The sequence below is a fragment of the Methylobacterium fujisawaense genome (genome assembly GCF_014138435.1).
Taxonomy (GTDB): Bacteria; Pseudomonadota; Alphaproteobacteria; order Rhizobiales; family Beijerinckiaceae; genus Methylobacterium; species Methylobacterium fujisawaense.
On the sequence record NZ_JACJIM010000007.1, the window covers coordinates 109,220 to 125,651 of the forward strand.

The following is a 16,432-nucleotide window of genomic DNA, read 5'->3' on the forward strand; positions in this document are numbered from 1 at the left end:
GGCTCGGGACCATACCCCGGATCCGGATCGGACCGGATCCGGACTTGATTGCCGACTTGTCCCGCCGGAACGGACACCCGCATATTCACGACGGGATAGAGCCGTATTAGTCTCTTCCGGGACGACACATAGTGTCCCGGAGATTTTTCGATATGCGCCGCTATGTATTTGCATCCCTGATGATTGCCGGCGTGGCGGCCGGTGCCTCGCCGGCCGCTGCCCTGTCGACCAAGGAGTGTTCGGCAAAGTATCAGGCCGCCAAGCAGGCGGGGACGCTTAACGGGCAGAAGTGGAACGACTTCCGCAAGGCCGAGTGCGGCGCGGCGGCCGATACCGCCCCGACGACCGCCCCCAACCCGGTCTCGCCGACCGCGACGACCGCCGCGCCCGCGGCCCCGCCGGCGGCCGGTTCGCGCGCCGGAACGACACCGGCCGCCGCCGCCGGATCGGCCGCCTTCCCCCGCGCCATCGATCCGAAATACGCCAAGGAATCGGCCGGAAAGGCCCGCATGCACACCTGTCTCGACAGCTACAACGCGGCCAAGGCCGCCGGCACGTTGGGCGGCATGAAGTGGATCGAGAAGGGCGGCGGCTACTATTCGGCCTGCAACAAGCAGCTCAAGGGCTGAGCCGCTTCGCGGCCGCGGCCCGAGCGGGTCCCGATCCCGCTCGGACCTGGCGCCCGACAAGACAGGCCCCGACGGTCGCAGCGATGCGACCGGCCCCCTCATTCTGGCGGGGAGGGGGGCCGGGTTGGGATCGGTGGAGAGGGCACCGGATCGCGCGATCCGGCGTCGCCCCCACCTTCGGTTCCTCACCGCGAGGGGAGGCGCGCATCCAGCGGCCCGAGATGGGGAAGCATCCGAGCCTGCAGAGACGCCGCCGGCGCCACGACCGGCGCCGGCGGCGTTGTCCCGACCGGACCGACGGCGCCTAGAACGGGATGTCGTCGTCGAGGTCGTAGCCGCCGCGGCTTCCGCCGCCGCCGCCGTTGCCGCCACCGCCCGAGGAGGCCGGAGCCGGACGCCGCTCGCCGCCCTGGGCGCGACCGCCTCCGAAATCGCCGCCGCGGTCACCGCCCCGGCCGCCCCCGAAATCCCCGCCGCGGCTGATCTGGCCGCCGCCCTCTTCCTCGCCGGCGAAGTCGCCGCCGCCGCCGCGCCCGTCGAGGATCGTCATCTCGCCGCGGAAGCGCTGGAGCACCACCTCGGTCGTGTACTTCTCGACGCCGGAATTGTCGGTCCACTTCCGGGTCTGAAGCTGGCCCTCGATATAGACCTTCGAGCCCTTGCGCAGGTACTGCTCGGCCACCCGGGCGAGGTTGTCGTTGTAGATGACGACCGAGTGCCACTCGGTCTTCTCCTTGCGCTCGCCGGTCGCCTTGTCCTTCCACGACTCCGACGTCGCGAGCCGCAGGTTGCAGACCGGGTCGCCCGACCCGAGGCGGCGCATCTCGGGATCGCGCCCGAGATTGCCCACGAGAATCACCTTGTTGACGCTGCCCGCCATCGCTCTCTCCTAGTCGTACGGATCTCACTGGGCACTTGCCCGGCGGCGCGCGAACCATGCGCCCGGGCCTCCGGAGCGGCAACCTGCGGGGCGGGCTTGTGCCCGCTTTCCGCAGCGCCACCGGATCTGTTTGTTCTATATCCGTTCCAGATCGGCGGCAAGAAGCCGTCAGGACACGCGGACGACGAGCTTGCCGAAATTCCGGCCCTTCAACAGGCCCATGAACGCCTCCGGGGCATTCTCCAGGCCTTCGACCACGTCCTCGCGATAGCGGACGCGTCCGTCCTGGATCCAGCCGGCGACCTCCTTGCGGAACGTCTCGGCCTGCTCGGCGAAGTCCCAGACGATGAAGCCCTGGATGTGCAGCCGGTTGGTCAGGACCGCACGCATCAGGCCGGGCAGGCGGTCCGGGCCGGGGGGCACCTCGGTGGCGTTGTAGGCCGAGACGAGGCCGCAGACCGGGATCCGCGCGAAGGGGTTGAGCAAGGGCATCACGGCGGCGAAGACCGCGCCGCCGACATTCTCGAAGTAGACGTCGATGCCTTTCGGACAGGCGGCGGCCAGCGCGCCGGGCAGGTCGGGGCCGCGATGATCGACGGCGGCGTCGAAGCCGAGTTCCTCCGTGAGGTAGCGGCACTTCTCGGGGCCGCCCGCGATCCCGACGGCGCGGGCGCCGTGGATCTTGGCGATCTGCCCGACCAGGGAGCCCACCGGGCCGGCGGCGGCGGCCACCACGACGGTCTCGCCGAATTTCGGCCGGCCGATGTTGAGGAGGCCGGTATAGGCGGTCATGCCCGGCATCCCGAGCACGCCCAGCGCCGTCGAGGGCGGGGCGGCGGCGGGATCGACCTTGCGCGAGCCCTTGCCGTCGGTGACGAAATAGTCCTGCCAGCCCGCGAAGGCGGTCAGCATCTCGCCCACGGCATAGTCCGGGTGGTTCGAGGCGACCACCTCGCCCACCGTCTCGGCGGTGATCGGCGCGCCGATCTCGACGGGCGCCGCGTAGGATTTCGCGTCGCTCATCCGGCCGCGCATATAGGGATCCAGGGACAGCCAGCGGGTGCGCAGGAGGACCTGGCCGGGTCCGGGCTGCGGCACCGGCACCTCCTCCAGGCGGAAGTTCTCGGGCCGCGGCTCACCGTGCGGGCGCGAGGCCAGGACGATGCGTCGGTTCATGTCGGTGGTCATGGCGAACTCCCGGTTATTGCCTGTCGCCTCCGATCTGGGGCGCCGGACCGTGGAGGCAAAGGCGCGGCTGTGATCTCCCGGCCGGCTCGCGCGTTGTCCCGTCTCGGGAGCGCGGAGCGGCGGCATGCGGGGAACGGCACTGGGATTCGGGCTGGCGGCGATGGCGACAGGGGCCGCCCTGGCCGGTCCCCTCGACGCCTATCGGGACCGCGCGCGGGTGCTGGTCCTGTCGGCGCCCGAGGCCGGGGACGCGGATCTCCGGGCGCAGCGGGCGGCCCTGGGTTCGGCCCGCACCGGTCTCGCCGACCGCGACCTCGTGGTGCTGGAAGCGGTCGGGTCCGGGGCGCAGGCGCAGGCCCTGCGCACCCGGCTCGGCCTGCCCGCGGACAGCTTCCGCGCCGTTCTGATCGGCAAGGACGGCGGCGCCAAGCTCACCGCCAAGGAGCCGATCGCCCCGCAGGCGCTGTTCGCCACGATCGACGCGATGCCGATGCGCCGCGCCGAGATGCGCGAGCGCCGCTAGGGCCGGATCCCCTGTGAACCGACGGGGTGCGGACACCAACGGTTAAGCCTACCGGCCTATCACCGAAACGTGTCGACGGCCGCGTATCGGCCGTCCGTTGAGGCCCGCCAGGACGCTCGGACGAGACGCTCGAATCGATGACCCGACAACAAGTCGCCACCGCCATCCGCCGCCTCGTCGACCTGCAGGTCGAGGATATCGAGCGCGCGGTTCGCGACGGCCATAAGACCATCGCGCTGAACGAGCTGGCGGATCTGAACCGCCAGCTCAAGGCCTTCGCGGCCGCCCTCAAGAAGGCGCCGGCCCGCATCTGAGCCGGCGCGACCCTACCAGCGCGGTCCGCCCCAGCGACGGGGCGGAATGTCCTCCGGCGGCGGAGGCGGCGGGGGCGGCCCGCGGTCGACGACCGGCTCGTCGCAGACCCGCACCCGGCGCAAAACCGGCGCGCCATCCGGATCGAACCGACGCCGCACGAATTCCCGGCACGCTTCGGGGGGCGCCGCCGTGAAGCGTGGGCCGCGGAACGCGGCCTCGGGACGTGGCGGCGGCGGCGGTCGGCGCTCCGGCTCCTCCTCCTGAGCGGGATCGCCATAGCCATGAGGAGGCGCGTAGGGACCGTCGAAATCGGCGGCCAGCGCCGGGCCCGTGGCGAGGAGCAGGGCGCAGAAAGCTGTGCGGACGAGGGAACGACGAGCGGGCACGGGGGCCTCGGCGTGATCGGGCGCGCGGGGATCGCGGCCATCATCACCGGAGCTAGCGCCAATGCGCCTGAACCCTCCCCGTGTGGTGCTGTCAGTTGCCGTTCAGCCGGCTATTTCTGCATCGCGTTGACTTCGCACTGGGCGTAGTCCGCGCTCGCCTTCACGTAGGCGTTGAGCTTCTGCAGGTAGGCCTCGGCGATCGGCCGGAACGCCTGCGCCTGCAGGTTATAGGCCTTGATCGCGTCGTTGTAGCTGTAGCCCTCCCAGCCCGGGCAGCCCTCCTTGGCGTCGAGGCAGGCGGGCTTCTGCGGCAGCGCCGGCTTGGTCGGGCGGGCCGAGGCCGGCGGCGGCTCGGGCGCCGTGCAGGCTGCGACGGCCTGTGCCGCGGCCGCCGGGGGCGGCGCGGCGGGAGCCGCCTTGGCGGCCGGCTTCGCGGGTGCGGGCGGCGTCGCGAGGGCGACCGTCGGCGCGAGCAAGCCCGCGATCAGGAGAAGCGTGCCGCGCATGGCGTCTTGAAAGCTCCGCTGGGCCCGGGGCCGCCGGCGGCGGAGGACCGGGAGCGGGTTCTGCTGCATCAGGCCCGCGGCGACAAGGGCTCCCGGACCGGATCCCGGCGGGGCGTGGCGGCCGGCCGCCTCGTCGGCGCCGGGCCGGCGGCGCGCGCCTTCGGACGGCGCACCAGCGCCAGGAGCGGCAGCGACAGACCGACCGCCAGCACCCACCAGGCCGGCCGGATCGGCCCGGAGAAGTCCAGGTTGGCGGCGAGCACGAGGCTGGCCGGGACGCCGCTGGCGAGCCCGTACCAGGCGGCTTCGAGACCCGCGGTGGCGAGGCCGGCGAGGATCGCGAGCAGCAGGAGCGACCAGGGCCGCTCCGGCCATTTGAACCGCCGCATCACCCGCCAGCCCATCAGCAGCAGGAACAGGCCGGCCGAGAAGACCGGATCGGTGACGTCGATCTTGGACTGCAGGAAGTAATGGACCAGGGCCAGGACGGCGATCGTGTAGACGAGGCGGTGCAGCCGGTTCCAGTTCGGGCCGAGGTTCCGGATCGCCGCATCCGTGGAGGTCAGACCGAGGGCGATCAGGCCGATCAGCGCCACGAAGCCGATCGTCAGGTAGAGCCGCAGGGCGATCTCCGAGACGACCTTGGTGAGGATCAGGTTCTGGTCGACGGCGTAGAGGGTGAGATGGGCCACCGCGTAGGCCATCACGGTGATGCCGAGCATCCGCCGCACCGCGATGACCTTCGCCCAGTCGGCGATGCGGCGGAGCGGCGAGATCGCCAGGGAAAACAGCAGGAAGCGCACCGCCCACTCGCCGGTGGCGTGGATCAGCGCGGTGATCGGCTTCGCGCCCAGCGCGTCGAGCCGGTAGGCGGCCGCGAGGTACAGGGCCGGGGCGATGCAGGCCAGGAAGACCGCGAGCTTCAGCCACGAGAGGCGACCGGCCCGGTCGAGCCAGGGGCGGGGGATGGCGGGGAGAACGGCCGAGCGGTCGATCATGGGTCTCGGACAGGCTCTTTTTCGGTGAGGGACGGCGGCGACCCGCCAGCGACATGCGCCACGGCGAGAACGGCCGCCCCCGGGCTCCGGTGCCGGCACGGGTCGGTTCGCCGCGGCCGGGCGCAGGTTACACGGGCCTGTCGCCCGGCACGGTTGACCTCGGCCGCGCCGCGGCGAGATAGCGGGGCGACGGACACCGGATGGATCCCATGCAGTACCGCAAACTCGGCCGCTCCGGCCTCAAGGTCTCGCCGATCTGCCTCGGCACGATGATGTTCGGCGGCCCCACCGACGAGGCCACCGCCGGCCGCATCGTCGGCAGCGCCCGGGAGGCGGGGATCAACTTCATCGACACGGCCAACGTCTACACGGAGGGCCGCTCGGAGGAGATCACCGGCCGGGCGATCAAGGGCGACCGCGCCGCCTGGATCCTGGCCACCAAGGTCGCCAACCCGACGGGCGAGGGCGTCAACGACCGCGGCCTGTCGCGGGTCCACGTGATGAAGGCCGCCGAGGACAGCCTGCGCCGCCTCGGCACCGATGTCATCGACATCTACTACCTGCACAAGGAAGACCACGATACGCCGCTCGCCGAGACGGTCCGGGCGATGGCCGACCTCGTGCGGGCGGGCAAGATCCGCCATTTCGGCGTCTCGAACCACCGCTCCTGGCGGGTCGCCGAGATCTGCCGGCTCTGCGACGAGCTGGGGATCGACCGGCCGGTGGTGAGCCAGCCTTACTACAACGCCTTCAACCGCATGCCCGAGACCGAGCACCTGCCGGCCTGCGCCCATTACGGGCTCGGCGTCGTGCCGTACTCGCCGCTCGCCCGCGGCGTGCTCACCGGCAAGTACGACCCGGATGCCCCGCCGCCGGCCGAATCCCGCGCCGGCCGCCAGGACACCCGGATGATGCAGACCGAGTGGCGTCCGGAATCCCTGCGCATCGCCCGGACCCTGAAGGCGCACGCCGAGGCGCGGGGCATCACGGCCGGCCAGTTCGCCACCGCCTGGGTGCTGAACAACCGCCTCGTCACCGGCGTCATCGCCGGGCCGCGCACCGAGGCGCAATGGCAGGAATATCTCGGCGCCCTCGACTACGCCTTCACCCCGGAGGACGAGGCGCTGGTGGACGGGTTCGTGGCCGCGGGCCATCCGACCACGCCGGGCTACAACGATCCCGCCTATCCGCTGGAGGGGCGGGTGCCGCGGGGTTGCTGAAAGGCAGCCGATCCCCAACCCCCTCATCCTGAGGTGCGCGCGCCTCGAAGGAGCCCTCCGGACAGCGCGCGATCCCTGGAGACCGCCTTCGAGGCCTCCTTCGAGGCCGCCGCGACGCTCCGGCACCTCAGGATGAGGCCGAGACCGGGACGAACAGGGCTGCGTCGTGCGCCTGATCCGTCTTGCGCTCCCGGCCGAGGGTCGCTATCTAGCTCTCAACAGTTCTGATGGCAGTCGAGAGGCTGCGGTTCGGGAGTGGGCCCCACCGGGTCCGCTCTTTTTTTTCGCCGCAGAGCCTCTCGCCGCACAAGGCCGCACGCCGCGGGCGGGCCACGCAGAACGCCGCGAAGGTTGCGCGCTCAAACCCATGTCGTCCGAGATCGAAGCGGATCTGTCCGAAAAGCGCCTCGTCCGCGAGGCCGGTGTCGCCGCGCGCGTCGCGCAGGCGATCGAGGGGCCGCTCCAAGGCCTCGGCTTCCGGCTGGTCCGGGTGAAGATGTCCAACATCAACGGCTGCACCGTGCAGATCATGGCGGAGCGGCCGGACGGCTCCTTCACCATCGACGATTGCGAGGCGGTGAGCCGCGCGATCTCGCCGATCCTCGACGTCGACGACCCGGTGGGCGGCGCCTACAACCTGGAAGTGTCCTCGCCGGGGATCGACCGGCCGCTGGTGCGGATCTCGGACTTCGCCCGCTGGGTCGGCTACGAGGCCAAGGTCGAGCTGAGCCCGCCGCTCGACGGGCGCAAGCGCTTCCGCGGCATCCTCGGCGCGCCGGATCTGGACAGGCAGACGGTCCCCATCGAACTGCCCGACGTGAAGGAAGGGCTGCCGAGCCGCATCGACCTGCCGCTCAAGGACCTCGCCGAGGCCCATCTCGTCCTCACCGACGACTTGATCCGCGAATCGCTCCGCCGCGGCGGACCGCCCCCCGCGGACGAGGCCGAGGAGACGGATGACGCGGAGCCCGCCGAGGAGCGCGCGGCGCCGCCGGCGCGCAGCCCCTTCCAGCCGAAGGGGCCCCGGAAGGCCAGCCCCGCGGCCAAGCTCCAGAAGCCGGCGCGGACCGGTCCGAAGAAGCCGGTCGTGACCAAGGCGTCCCGGCTGAAGGACCGCGATTCGCTGCATTGAGACCCCAATGTCGGCCGCCCGGCGGCCGGCTCGAAGATTTGACGGAAGAGAAGGACCGACACCGATGGCCGTCGTCAGCGCCAACAGGCTCGAACTCCTCCAGATCGCCGATGCGGTCGCCCGCGAGAAGGTGATCGACCGCTCCATCGTCATCGACGCGATGGAGGAGGCGATCGCCAAGGCCGCGCGCTCCCGCTACGGCGCCGAGACCGACGTTCACGCCGAGATCGACCCGAAGACGGGGGCTTTGCGCCTCTCGCGCCACCTCCTGGTCGTCGATCAGGTGGAGAACGACGCCCGCGAGATCACCCTGGACCAGGCCCGCCGCTACAACCCGGGGGCGCTGGTCGGCGACGTCATCTCCGACACCCTGCCGCCCTTCGATTTCGGCCGCGTGGCCGCCCAGTCGGCCAAGCAGGTCATCGTCCAGAAGGTGCGCGACGCCGAGCGCGCCCGCCAGTTCGACGAGTACAAGGACCGCATCGGCGAGATCCTCAACGGCATCGTGAAGCGGGTCGAGTACGGCAACGTCATCGTCGATCTCGGCCGCGGCGAGGGCATCGTGCGCCGGGACGAGATGATCCCGCGCGAGACCTTCCGGCCGGGCGACCGCATCCGCTCCTACCTGTTCGACGTGCGCTCGGAAGTGCGCGGGCCGCAGATCTTCCTGTCGCGCTCGCACCCGCAGTTCATGGCCAAGCTGTTCGGCCAGGAAGTGCCCGAGATCTACGACGGCATCGTCGAGGTGAAGGCTGTGGCCCGCGACCCGGGCTCCCGCGCCAAGATCGCGGTGATCTCCCGTGACGGCAGCATCGACCCGGTGGGCGCCTGCGTCGGCATGCGCGGCTCGCGCGTGCAGGCCGTGGTCGGCGAGCTGCAGGGCGAGAAGATCGACATCATCCCGTGGTCCGAGGACGAGGCGACCTTCATCGTCAACGCCCTCCAGCCCGCCGAGGTGGTGAAGGTGGTGCTCGACGAGGAGGCCGACCGCATCGAGGTGGTGGTGCCGGACGACCAGCTGTCGCTGGCCATCGGCCGCCGCGGCCAGAACGTGCGCCTCGCCTCCCAGCTCACCGGCTGGGACATCGACATCCTCACCGAGGCCGAGGAGTCGGAGCGCCGCCAGAAGGAGTTCGCCGAGCGGACCCAGGTCTTCATGGAGGCGCTGGACGTCGACGAGACCGTCGGCCAGCTGCTCGCGGCGGAAGGCTTCCGCAACGTCGAGGAGATCGCCTACGTCGACATCCAGGAGCTCTCCGGCATCCAGGGTCTCGACGAGGAGACCGGCACCGAGATCCAGGCCCGCGCCCAGGACCACCTCGCCCGGATCGAGCAGGCTCACGACGCCCGCCGCACCGAGCTCGGCGTCGCCGACGAGCTCCGCGAGATCGAGGGCATCACCACGCCCATGATGGTCGCCCTCGGCGAGAACGACGTGAAGAGCGTCGAGGATCTGGCGGGCTGCGCCACCGATGATCTCGTCGGCTACACGGAAGGCCGCGGCCCCGAAGCGGTGCGTCATGCGGGCTACCTCGACGGCTTCGACCTGTCCCGCGCCGAGGCGGAAGCTCTGATCATGGCCGCCCGCCTCAAGGCCGGCTGGATCGAGGCGCTGCCGGAGCCGGAAGGCGAAGACGGTGCCGAGGAAGGGGCCGAGGAAGGGGCCGAGGCGGCCGAGGGCGAAGAAGCCGCCCGGGCCGAGGGCTGAGCCGAAGGCCGGCGGCGGAAACGCGATGGTCGCGGACGACACGACCCTGCCCGAGGACGGGCTGGCTGCCGGGGGGCTCGATGCCGGCCCTGGCCGCCGCGCGCCCGAGCGGACCTGCCTCGTCACGCGCGTCGCCCAGGCGCCGGAGGCGATGATCCGGTTCGTGCGCGGGCCGGACGGCAGCGTCGTCCCCGACCTGCGCGCCAAGCTCCCGGGGCGCGGCGCCTGGATCAGCGCCCGGCGCGAGGCGGTCGCCACCGCCGTGCGCAAGAATCTTTTCTCGCGGGCCTTCAAGGGGCCGACCCCGGCCGCGCCCGATCTGCCGGACCGGATCGCCGCGGGGCTCCGGGAGGATCTGCGGCAGGCCATCGCGCTCGCCAACAAGGCGGGCTGCATCGTCGCGGGCTTCTCGAAGGTCGAGGCGGCGATCGGCGGCCAGCCCGGTGCCATCGCGGTGATCCACGCCGCCGAGGCGAGCCCGGATGGCCGGCGGAAGATCGCGTCGGCCTTGCACAGGCGCCATGGCGAGGCCATGTCAAGGATCCCGATCATCGATGACCTGTTCGAAGACGAATTGGACATGGCTTTAGGTCGGGGTCATGTGATACACGCTGCGCTCGTCGCAGGAGCCGGAGCCGCCGGCTGCCTGTCGCGTTGGCGTCGGCTACGCTCCTTCGAGGGCGCCGCCGCGGCGACCGGGGAGCCCGATCCAGCCCGAATCGGCGGGATCGATGAAGCCTCACGTTGACGACGCAGGACGGATTTGGCCGGCGCCACCGGGCGTCGGTTCACGGGACGATGGAAACCCTCAGGGTTCAGGCTGAATGAGCGATACGAATAACCCGGGCGACAAGACTCTGAATCGGACTTCCCCGAAGCCGCTTTCCCTCAAGCGGCCGATCGAGGCGGGCACCGTGCGTCAGAGCTTCTCCCATGGCCGCTCCAAGCAGGTCGTGGTCGAGACGGTGAAGCGCCGCGTGATCGGCGCGGCTCCGGCCGCTCCTGCCCGTGAGCCTGCACCCGCACCGCGTCCGGCACCGGCCGCGCCCGCGGCCGCGGCCCCCCGTCCGGCCCAGCGGCCGGCCTCGGGTGTGGTCCTGCGCACGCTGAGCGAACAGGAGAGCGCCGCCCGCGCGGCAGCCCTCGCCGACGCGCAGCGCCGTGAGGCCGAGGCCCGCCGCAAGGCCGAGGCCGAGGCCGAGGCGCGCCGCCGCGAAGCCGAGGAGCAGGCCCGCCGCGAACGCGAGGCCGCCGAGGCCCGCCGCCGCGAGGAGGAGGAGCGCAAGGCCGCGGCTGCGGCAGCCGCCGCTGCGGCGGCTGAGGCCGCCAAGGCTGCTGAAAAGGCAGCCGAAGCCCAGGCAGCCGCACCCGCTCCCGCCCCCACCGCCGCCGCGCCTGCCGCCGCTGCACCTGCCCGTCCGGCCGAAGCGCCTGCCGCGCCGCCGGCCGCTGCCCGTCCGGCCGCGGCTGCGCCCGCGCGCCCGGCCGCTGCGCCGGCCCGTCCGGCCGCCGCGCGTCCGGCTGCGCCCGCCTCGGCTCCGGCCGCGCCGCGCCCCCCGCTGACGCCCCGACCCTCCACGGGCGAGCCGCGCAAGACGATCACGGCCGATTCGCGCAAGCCGCGCGATCTCAACTTCATGGCCAAGCCCGCTCCGGCGCCCGAGCCCGAGAAGAGCGCGACGCCGGCGACCGCCGCCCGTCCCGCCGGTGCCGGTGCCGCGGCGCGGCCGGCCGGTCGCGGTGCCCAGACCAACGACGACGAGTCCGAGACCAAGCGGGTCATCCGCCGTCCCGGCATGCCGCTCAAGATCATCACGCCGCCCAAGACGCCGAAGTCTCCGGGCGGTGACCGCAACCGCGGTCGCCTGACCATCGCCAACGCCACCTCGGGCGAGGACGAGCGGACACGCTCGGTCGCCTCGTTCCGCCGCCGCCAGCAGCGCATGAGCGGCCGCGGTCAGGTGGAGCAGAAGGAGAAGCTGTCCCGCGAGGTGACAATCCCCGAGACGATCACGATCCAGGAACTCGCCAACCGCATGTCGGAGCGGGCCGTCGACGTGATCCGCATGCTGATGAAGCAGGGCCAGATCCACAAGATCACCGACGTGATCGATTCGGACACCGCCCAGCTCATCGCCGAGGAGCTCGGTCACACGGTCCGTCGCGTCGCCGAATCCGATGTCGAGGAGGGCCTGTCGTCCGACGAGCCGGATCTGGAGGAGGATCTCGATCCCCGTCCGCCGGTGGTCACCATCATGGGCCACGTCGATCACGGCAAGACGTCGCTGCTCGACGCGATCCGCAAGGCGAACGTGGTCGAGGGCGAGGCCGGCGGCATCACCCAGCACATCGGCGCCTATCAGGTCGCGTCGCCGTCCGGCGACATGATCACCTTCATCGACACCCCGGGCCACGCGGCGTTCACGTCGATGCGCGCCCGCGGCGCCAAGGTCACCGACATCGTCGTGGTCGTGGTCGCGGCCGATGACGGCGTCATGCCCCAGACCATCGAGGCCATCCAGCACGCCAAGGCGGCCGGTGTCCCGCTGATCATCGCGGTCAACAAAATCGACAAGCCGGATGCCAAGCCGGAGCGGGTTCGCACCGAGCTGCTGCAGCACGACATCCAGGTCGAGTCGATGGGCGGTGAGACCCTCGAGTTCGAGGTCTCGGCCAAGACCGGCGAAGGACTGCCGGAGCTTCTGGAGGGTATCCAGATCCAGGCCGAGATCATGAACCTGCGCGCCAACGAGAAGCGCGACGGCGAGGGGACGGTCATCGAGGCGCAGCTCGACCGCGGTCGCGGCCCCGTGGCCACGGTCCTGGTCCAGCGCGGTACCCTGTTCACCGGCGACATCGTCGTGGCGGGCGCCGAGTGGGGCCGCGTGCGCGCCCTGATCGACGACCTCGGCGAGAACGTCCAGTACGCCGGGCCTTCGGTCCCCGTGGAGGTGCTGGGCTTCAACGGCACGCCGGACGCCGGCGACCGCGTGACCGTGGTGCCGAGCGAGGCCCGCGCCCGCGAGGTTACCGAGTACCGCGCCCGCCAGAAGCGCGAGCGTCAGAACGCCCGGACCGGCGGCGCCAACCGGTCGCTCGTCGATATGATGCGCGACCTCAAGGAAGGCGCCGGCCGGAAGGAACTGCCGGTCGTCATCAAGGGCGACGTGCAGGGCTCGGTCGAGGCGATCTCGGGCGCGCTGGAGAAGCTCGGCAACGACGAGGTCGCGGCCCGCATCCTCCTGGCGGGTGTCGGCGGCATCACCGAGTCGGACATCACCCTGGCGCAGGCCTCCAAGGCGGTGGTTATCGGCTTCAACGTGCGCGCCCTCAAGGAGGCCCGCGAGGCCGCCGAGCGGGCCGGCATCGAGATCCGGTACTACAACATCATCTACGACCTCGTGGACGACATCAAAGCCACGCTGTCGGGGATGCTGCCGCCGACGCTCCGCGAGGAGCGCCTGGGCGAGGCCGTCATCCAGGAGGTCTTCGAGGTCTCGAAGGTCGGCAAGGTCGCGGGTTGCCGCGTCCAGGACGGCATCGTCGAGCGCGGCGCCCATGTCCGCCTGATCCGCGACAGCGTCGTGATCCACGAGGGCAAGCTGAAGACCCTCAAGCGCTTCAAGGACGATGCGAAGGAAGTCACCTCCGGCCAGGAGTGCGGCATGGCCTTCGAGAACTTCGAGAACATGCGCGCCGGCGATGTGATCGAGTGCTACCGGGTCGAGGAGATCCGCCGCACCCTCTGACACGCCGGACTCATCCGGACAGGGCGGCCGCGGCACCTGCCGCGGCCGTCTTTTCGTTTTCAGGACGTGAGCCGTCCGCTCCGGCGGAAAGGCCCGAGACAGAATGGCCCAGAAACCGACTTCCACCGGCCCCTCGCAGCGCCAGCAGCGCGTGGCCGAACTCGTGCGCCACGCGCTCGCCGAGGTGCTCCAGCGCGGCGACATCCAAGATCCGGTGCTCGGCACGCATGTCGTGACCGTCCCGGAGGTGCGGATGTCGCCCGACCTGAAGCTCGCCACCGCCTACGTGATGCCGCTCGGCGGTCTCGACGAGGCGCCGGTGATCGCCGCCCTGGAGCGTCACCGGAAGGTGCTGCGCCAGGAGGTGGCGCGGCGGGTGAACCTGAAATTCGCCCCGGAGCTGCGGTTCCGACGGGACGAGACCTTCGACGAGGCGGCCCGCATCGACAAGCTGCTGCGGGACGAGCGGGTCCAGCGCGACCTTGAGACCGGGCACGAGGACGACGAACCGGAGACCGGGACGGGGCATTGAGTCCCGATACCCAACAGAAAGGGACGGGGCATCGACCCCGGGGGACAACGCGGACATGACGGTTTCCATGGAAGATCTTCCGCCGGCCGAGCACCAGGCTCCCGTGCCGGGCGCTGAGCGTCGTGGCCCGGAGGGCCGCCGTCCGCAGCGCGGGCCGCGTCCCGACCGCCCGAAGCGCCGGGACGTCTCGGGCTGGGTGATCCTCGACAAGCATGTCGGCATGACCTCGACCCATGCGGTCGCGGTGGTGAAGCGCGCCTTCAACGCCAAGAAGGCGGGCCATGCCGGCACCCTCGATCCGCTGGCCTCCGGCATCCTGCCGATCGCCCTCGGCGAGGCGACCAAGACCGTCCCGTTCGTGATGGACGGCCGGAAGGCCTATCGGTTCACCGTGCAGTGGGGCATCGAGACCGATACCGACGATGCCGAGGGGCGTCCCGTGGCCACCAGCGAGACCCGCCCGGACCGTGCGGCGGTCGAGGCCGCGCTCCCAGCCTTCGTGGGCGCCATCGAGCAGGTGCCGCCGCGCTACTCGGCGATCAAGATCCAGGGCGAGCGCGCCTACGACCTCGCCCGCGAGGGCGAGGTGGTGGAACTCGTGGCCCGGCCGGTGCAGATCGACCGGCTCGCGGTGGTCGAGCATGACGGCGAGCGCACCGTGATCGAGGCGGAGTGCGGCAAGGGCACCTACGTGCGGGCGCTGGCCCGCGACCTCGGCCGGATGCTCGGCTGCTACGGCCATGTGGCGGCCCTGCGCCGGACCCGTGTCGGTCCCTTCTCCGAGGCCGAGGCCTGCCCGGTCTCGGCCCTGACCGACGGCAGCCCGGAGGCGGCGCTCGCCTATCTGCGTCCGGTGGAGACGGCCCTCGATGCCATCCCGGAAGTCGCGGTCTCCCGTGATCTGGGCCTGCGCCTGATGCGGGGCCAGCCGGTGATCCTGCGGGGCCGGGACGCCCCCGTCGAGGGCAAGGCCTTCGCAACCTGTGCTGGCATTCTGGTCGCCGTCGGCGATGTGGAGCGCGGCGAACTGATCCCCCACCGGGTGTTCCACCTCGGCGGCACGGCTCCTGGCCGCAGCGCCTGAAACGCCGGCTCCGCACCGCCCGGTCCGGCGCGTGCGGAGCCCCGCCCGGTCCGTGCCGCCCTGAGACGTGATCGCGCAGGCGGAACGAACCTCGGCCGTACCGCTTTGGCTCCGGCGAACGGTCCGGGATGCTCATGCGCGAACTCGACTACGACGTGGCGGTGATCGGTGCCGGCACAGCCGGCATCGCCGCCCATCGCGCCGCTTCGGCCGCGGGGGCGCGGTCGGTGCTGATCGAGCGCGGGCCCGGCGGGACGACCTGCGCGCGCGTCGGCTGCATGCCGTCGAAGCTCCTGATCGCCGCGGGCGCTGCCGCCCACGCGGCCCGCACCACCGGGCTGTTCGGCATCCGGGTCTCCGGCGTCACGGTGGACGGGCCTGCGGTGCTGCGGCGTCTCCGGTCGGAGCGCGACCGGTTCGTCGCCAGCGTCGTCGACGGTCTCGCGGATCTCCCCGAGGGCGAACGCCTCGGCGGCACCGCCCGATTCGAGAGCGACCGCACGCTGGTGATCGGAGACGCCATCCGGATCCGCTTCCGGGCGGCGGTCATCGCCACCGGGTCGAGCCCGATCGTGCCGGAAGCCCTGCAGGGTCTCGGCGCGCGCGTCCTGACCACCGATACCCTCTTCGAAATCCCCGATCTCCCGGATTCGCTGGCCATTCTCGGGGCCGGGCCCGTGGGAATCGAGATCGCCCAGGCGATGGCGCGGCTCGGTGTCGCCGTCACGGTGATCGATGCGGGTGACACCGTCGCCGGCTTGAGCGAGCCGGAACTCGCCCGGCAGGCCGCCGCGATCTTCGGCGCGGACCTGGATCTTCACCTCGGTGCCGCGGTTCGGACGGCAGCGCCGGACGGCGACGGCGTATCCCTGCACTGGATCGACCGTGACGGGCGCGAACAGGTCACGCGGGCGTCGCGGGTGCTGGCCGCCACCGGCCGGGCCCCCAACTTGGATGCCTTGCGGCTTGAGGCGGCGGGCCTCCGCCGCGACGAAGACGGAGTGCCGGAATTCGACCGGCGCAGCCTCGTCTGCGCGGGCGCGCCGATCCTGATCGCGGGCGATGCCGATGGCTGGCGCCCTGTCCTGCACGAGGCCAGCCGCCAGGGCAGGATCGCGGGGGGTAACGCTGCCGCCCTGGCCGCGGGCCGCCCGGTCGCGGCCCCCGCCCCCTGGACCCGCCTCGCCATGGTTTTTACCCATCCTCAGGCGGCGGTGATCGGCGCCCCCTACGATCCGGAGAATGCGGGACGGGTCGTCGGCACGATGGACTTCTCGGATCAGGGCCGCGCCCGCGTCGAGGGGACGAATCGCGGCGGCATCCGGCTCTGGGCCGACCGGTCGGGGCACCTCCTCGGCGGCGAGATGCTCGGACCGTCCGTAGAGCACCTCGCGCACCTGCTCACCTACGCAGTCGCGCACAAGCAGACCGCCGAGACCCTGCACGATCAGCCAGTGTACCACCCTACGGTTGAGGAAGGGCTGTTCAGGGCGATGTCTAAGATCGTACAGAGCACTTGAGGTTTTGATCTTGCTGACATCACAAGCATTGCGCTCGGCCCATCCCGTCGCCATACCCAGTT

Annotated in this window: 16 protein-coding genes; 11 read left to right on the plus strand and 5 right to left on the minus strand. The window is 71.5% G+C overall.

Features of this window, described 5'->3' with window-relative positions; all coding sequences use genetic code 11:
* Positions 1–152 precede the first annotated feature (152 nt).
* Positions 153–629 (plus strand): hypothetical protein, encoded by a 477-nt coding sequence (locus GGQ91_RS21555; RefSeq protein ID WP_043354504.1) that lies wholly within the window; start codon positions 153–155, stop codon positions 627–629.
* A gap of 304 nt (positions 630–933) precedes the next feature.
* Here the strand turns inward: GGQ91_RS21555 and ssb are convergent, their stop codons facing one another.
* Positions 934–1,509, minus strand: a complete 576-nt coding sequence (ssb, locus tag GGQ91_RS21560; RefSeq protein ID WP_043354664.1) for a single-stranded DNA-binding protein — start codon at positions 1,507–1,509, stop codon at positions 934–936.
* A gap of 168 nt (positions 1,510–1,677) precedes the next feature.
* Entirely contained in the window at positions 1,678–2,697 is a 1,020-nt protein-coding gene (locus tag GGQ91_RS21565) for an NADP-dependent oxidoreductase (RefSeq protein WP_182592816.1), read from the minus strand.
* A 124-nt stretch (positions 2,698–2,821) separates the two neighbouring features.
* On the opposite strand from GGQ91_RS21565, the gene GGQ91_RS21570 reads away from it, so the two are divergent.
* Together GGQ91_RS21570 and GGQ91_RS21575 are read left to right on the plus strand one after the other, a co-directional pair.
* Positions 2,822–3,220, plus strand: coding sequence for a DUF4174 domain-containing protein (locus tag GGQ91_RS21570; RefSeq protein ID WP_075380813.1), 399 nt, complete (start codon positions 2,822–2,824; stop codon positions 3,218–3,220).
* A 137-nt stretch (positions 3,221–3,357) separates the two neighbouring features.
* Positions 3,358–3,534, plus strand: coding sequence for a hypothetical protein (locus GGQ91_RS21575; protein ID WP_164706367.1), 177 nt, complete (start codon positions 3,358–3,360; stop codon positions 3,532–3,534).
* A 12-nt stretch (positions 3,535–3,546) separates the two neighbouring features.
* Here the strand turns inward: GGQ91_RS21575 and GGQ91_RS21580 are convergent, their stop codons facing one another.
* The 3 genes from GGQ91_RS21580 to GGQ91_RS21590 all read right to left on the minus strand — a co-directional run bounded on the left by GGQ91_RS21580 (position 3,547) and on the right by GGQ91_RS21590 (position 5,425).
* The gene (locus tag GGQ91_RS21580) at positions 3,547–3,921 is read right to left on the minus strand and encodes a hypothetical protein (protein ID WP_139231556.1); all 375 of its coding nucleotides are present in this window, start codon (positions 3,919–3,921) and stop codon (positions 3,547–3,549) included.
* A 110-nt stretch (positions 3,922–4,031) separates the two neighbouring features.
* Positions 4,032–4,427: a hypothetical protein gene (locus GGQ91_RS21585; RefSeq protein ID WP_043385158.1), complete on the minus strand. Its 396-nt coding sequence runs from the start codon at positions 4,425–4,427 to the stop codon at positions 4,032–4,034.
* 68 nt (positions 4,428–4,495) lie between these two features.
* The gene (locus tag GGQ91_RS21590) at positions 4,496–5,425 is read right to left on the minus strand and encodes a protein-methionine-sulfoxide reductase heme-binding subunit MsrQ (protein WP_052083662.1); all 930 of its coding nucleotides are present in this window, start codon (positions 5,423–5,425) and stop codon (positions 4,496–4,498) included.
* Positions 5,426–5,634: 209 nt separating this feature from the next.
* Here GGQ91_RS21590 and GGQ91_RS21595 point away from each other — a divergent pair, with 209 nt between their 5' ends.
* The 8 genes from GGQ91_RS21595 to GGQ91_RS21630 all read left to right on the plus strand — a co-directional run bounded on the left by GGQ91_RS21595 (position 5,635) and on the right by GGQ91_RS21630 (position 16,370).
* Entirely contained in the window at positions 5,635–6,645 is a 1,011-nt protein-coding gene (locus tag GGQ91_RS21595) for an aldo/keto reductase (protein WP_182592817.1), read from the plus strand.
* A 367-nt stretch (positions 6,646–7,012) separates the two neighbouring features.
* Positions 7,013–7,777 carry a ribosome maturation factor RimP gene (gene rimP, locus GGQ91_RS21600; protein WP_182592818.1) on the plus strand — a complete coding sequence of 255 codons (765 nt, stop codon included), beginning with the start codon at positions 7,013–7,015 and terminating at the stop codon, positions 7,775–7,777.
* 64 nt (positions 7,778–7,841) lie between these two features.
* Complete coding sequence (nusA, locus tag GGQ91_RS21605) at positions 7,842–9,485, plus strand: transcription termination factor NusA (RefSeq protein ID WP_043354656.1); 1,644 nt, start codon at positions 7,842–7,844, stop codon at positions 9,483–9,485.
* 25 nt (positions 9,486–9,510) lie between these two features.
* Positions 9,511–10,233 (plus strand): RNA-binding protein, encoded by a 723-nt coding sequence (locus tag GGQ91_RS21610; RefSeq protein WP_043354654.1) that lies wholly within the window; start codon positions 9,511–9,513, stop codon positions 10,231–10,233.
* A gap of 76 nt (positions 10,234–10,309) precedes the next feature.
* The gene (infB, locus tag GGQ91_RS21615; protein WP_182592819.1) at positions 10,310–13,234 is read left to right on the plus strand and encodes a translation initiation factor IF-2; all 2,925 of its coding nucleotides are present in this window, start codon (positions 10,310–10,312) and stop codon (positions 13,232–13,234) included.
* Positions 13,235–13,337: 103 nt separating this feature from the next.
* Positions 13,338–13,766: a 30S ribosome-binding factor RbfA gene (gene rbfA, locus GGQ91_RS21620; protein WP_043354641.1), complete on the plus strand. Its 429-nt coding sequence runs from the start codon at positions 13,338–13,340 to the stop codon at positions 13,764–13,766.
* 67 nt (positions 13,767–13,833) lie between these two features.
* Positions 13,834–14,850 (plus strand): tRNA pseudouridine(55) synthase TruB, encoded by a 1,017-nt coding sequence (gene truB, locus GGQ91_RS21625; RefSeq protein WP_051044951.1) that lies wholly within the window; start codon positions 13,834–13,836, stop codon positions 14,848–14,850.
* A gap of 134 nt (positions 14,851–14,984) precedes the next feature.
* Complete coding sequence (locus tag GGQ91_RS21630) at positions 14,985–16,370, plus strand: dihydrolipoyl dehydrogenase (protein ID WP_182592820.1); 1,386 nt, start codon at positions 14,985–14,987, stop codon at positions 16,368–16,370.
* Positions 16,371–16,432: the final 62 nt, after the last annotated feature.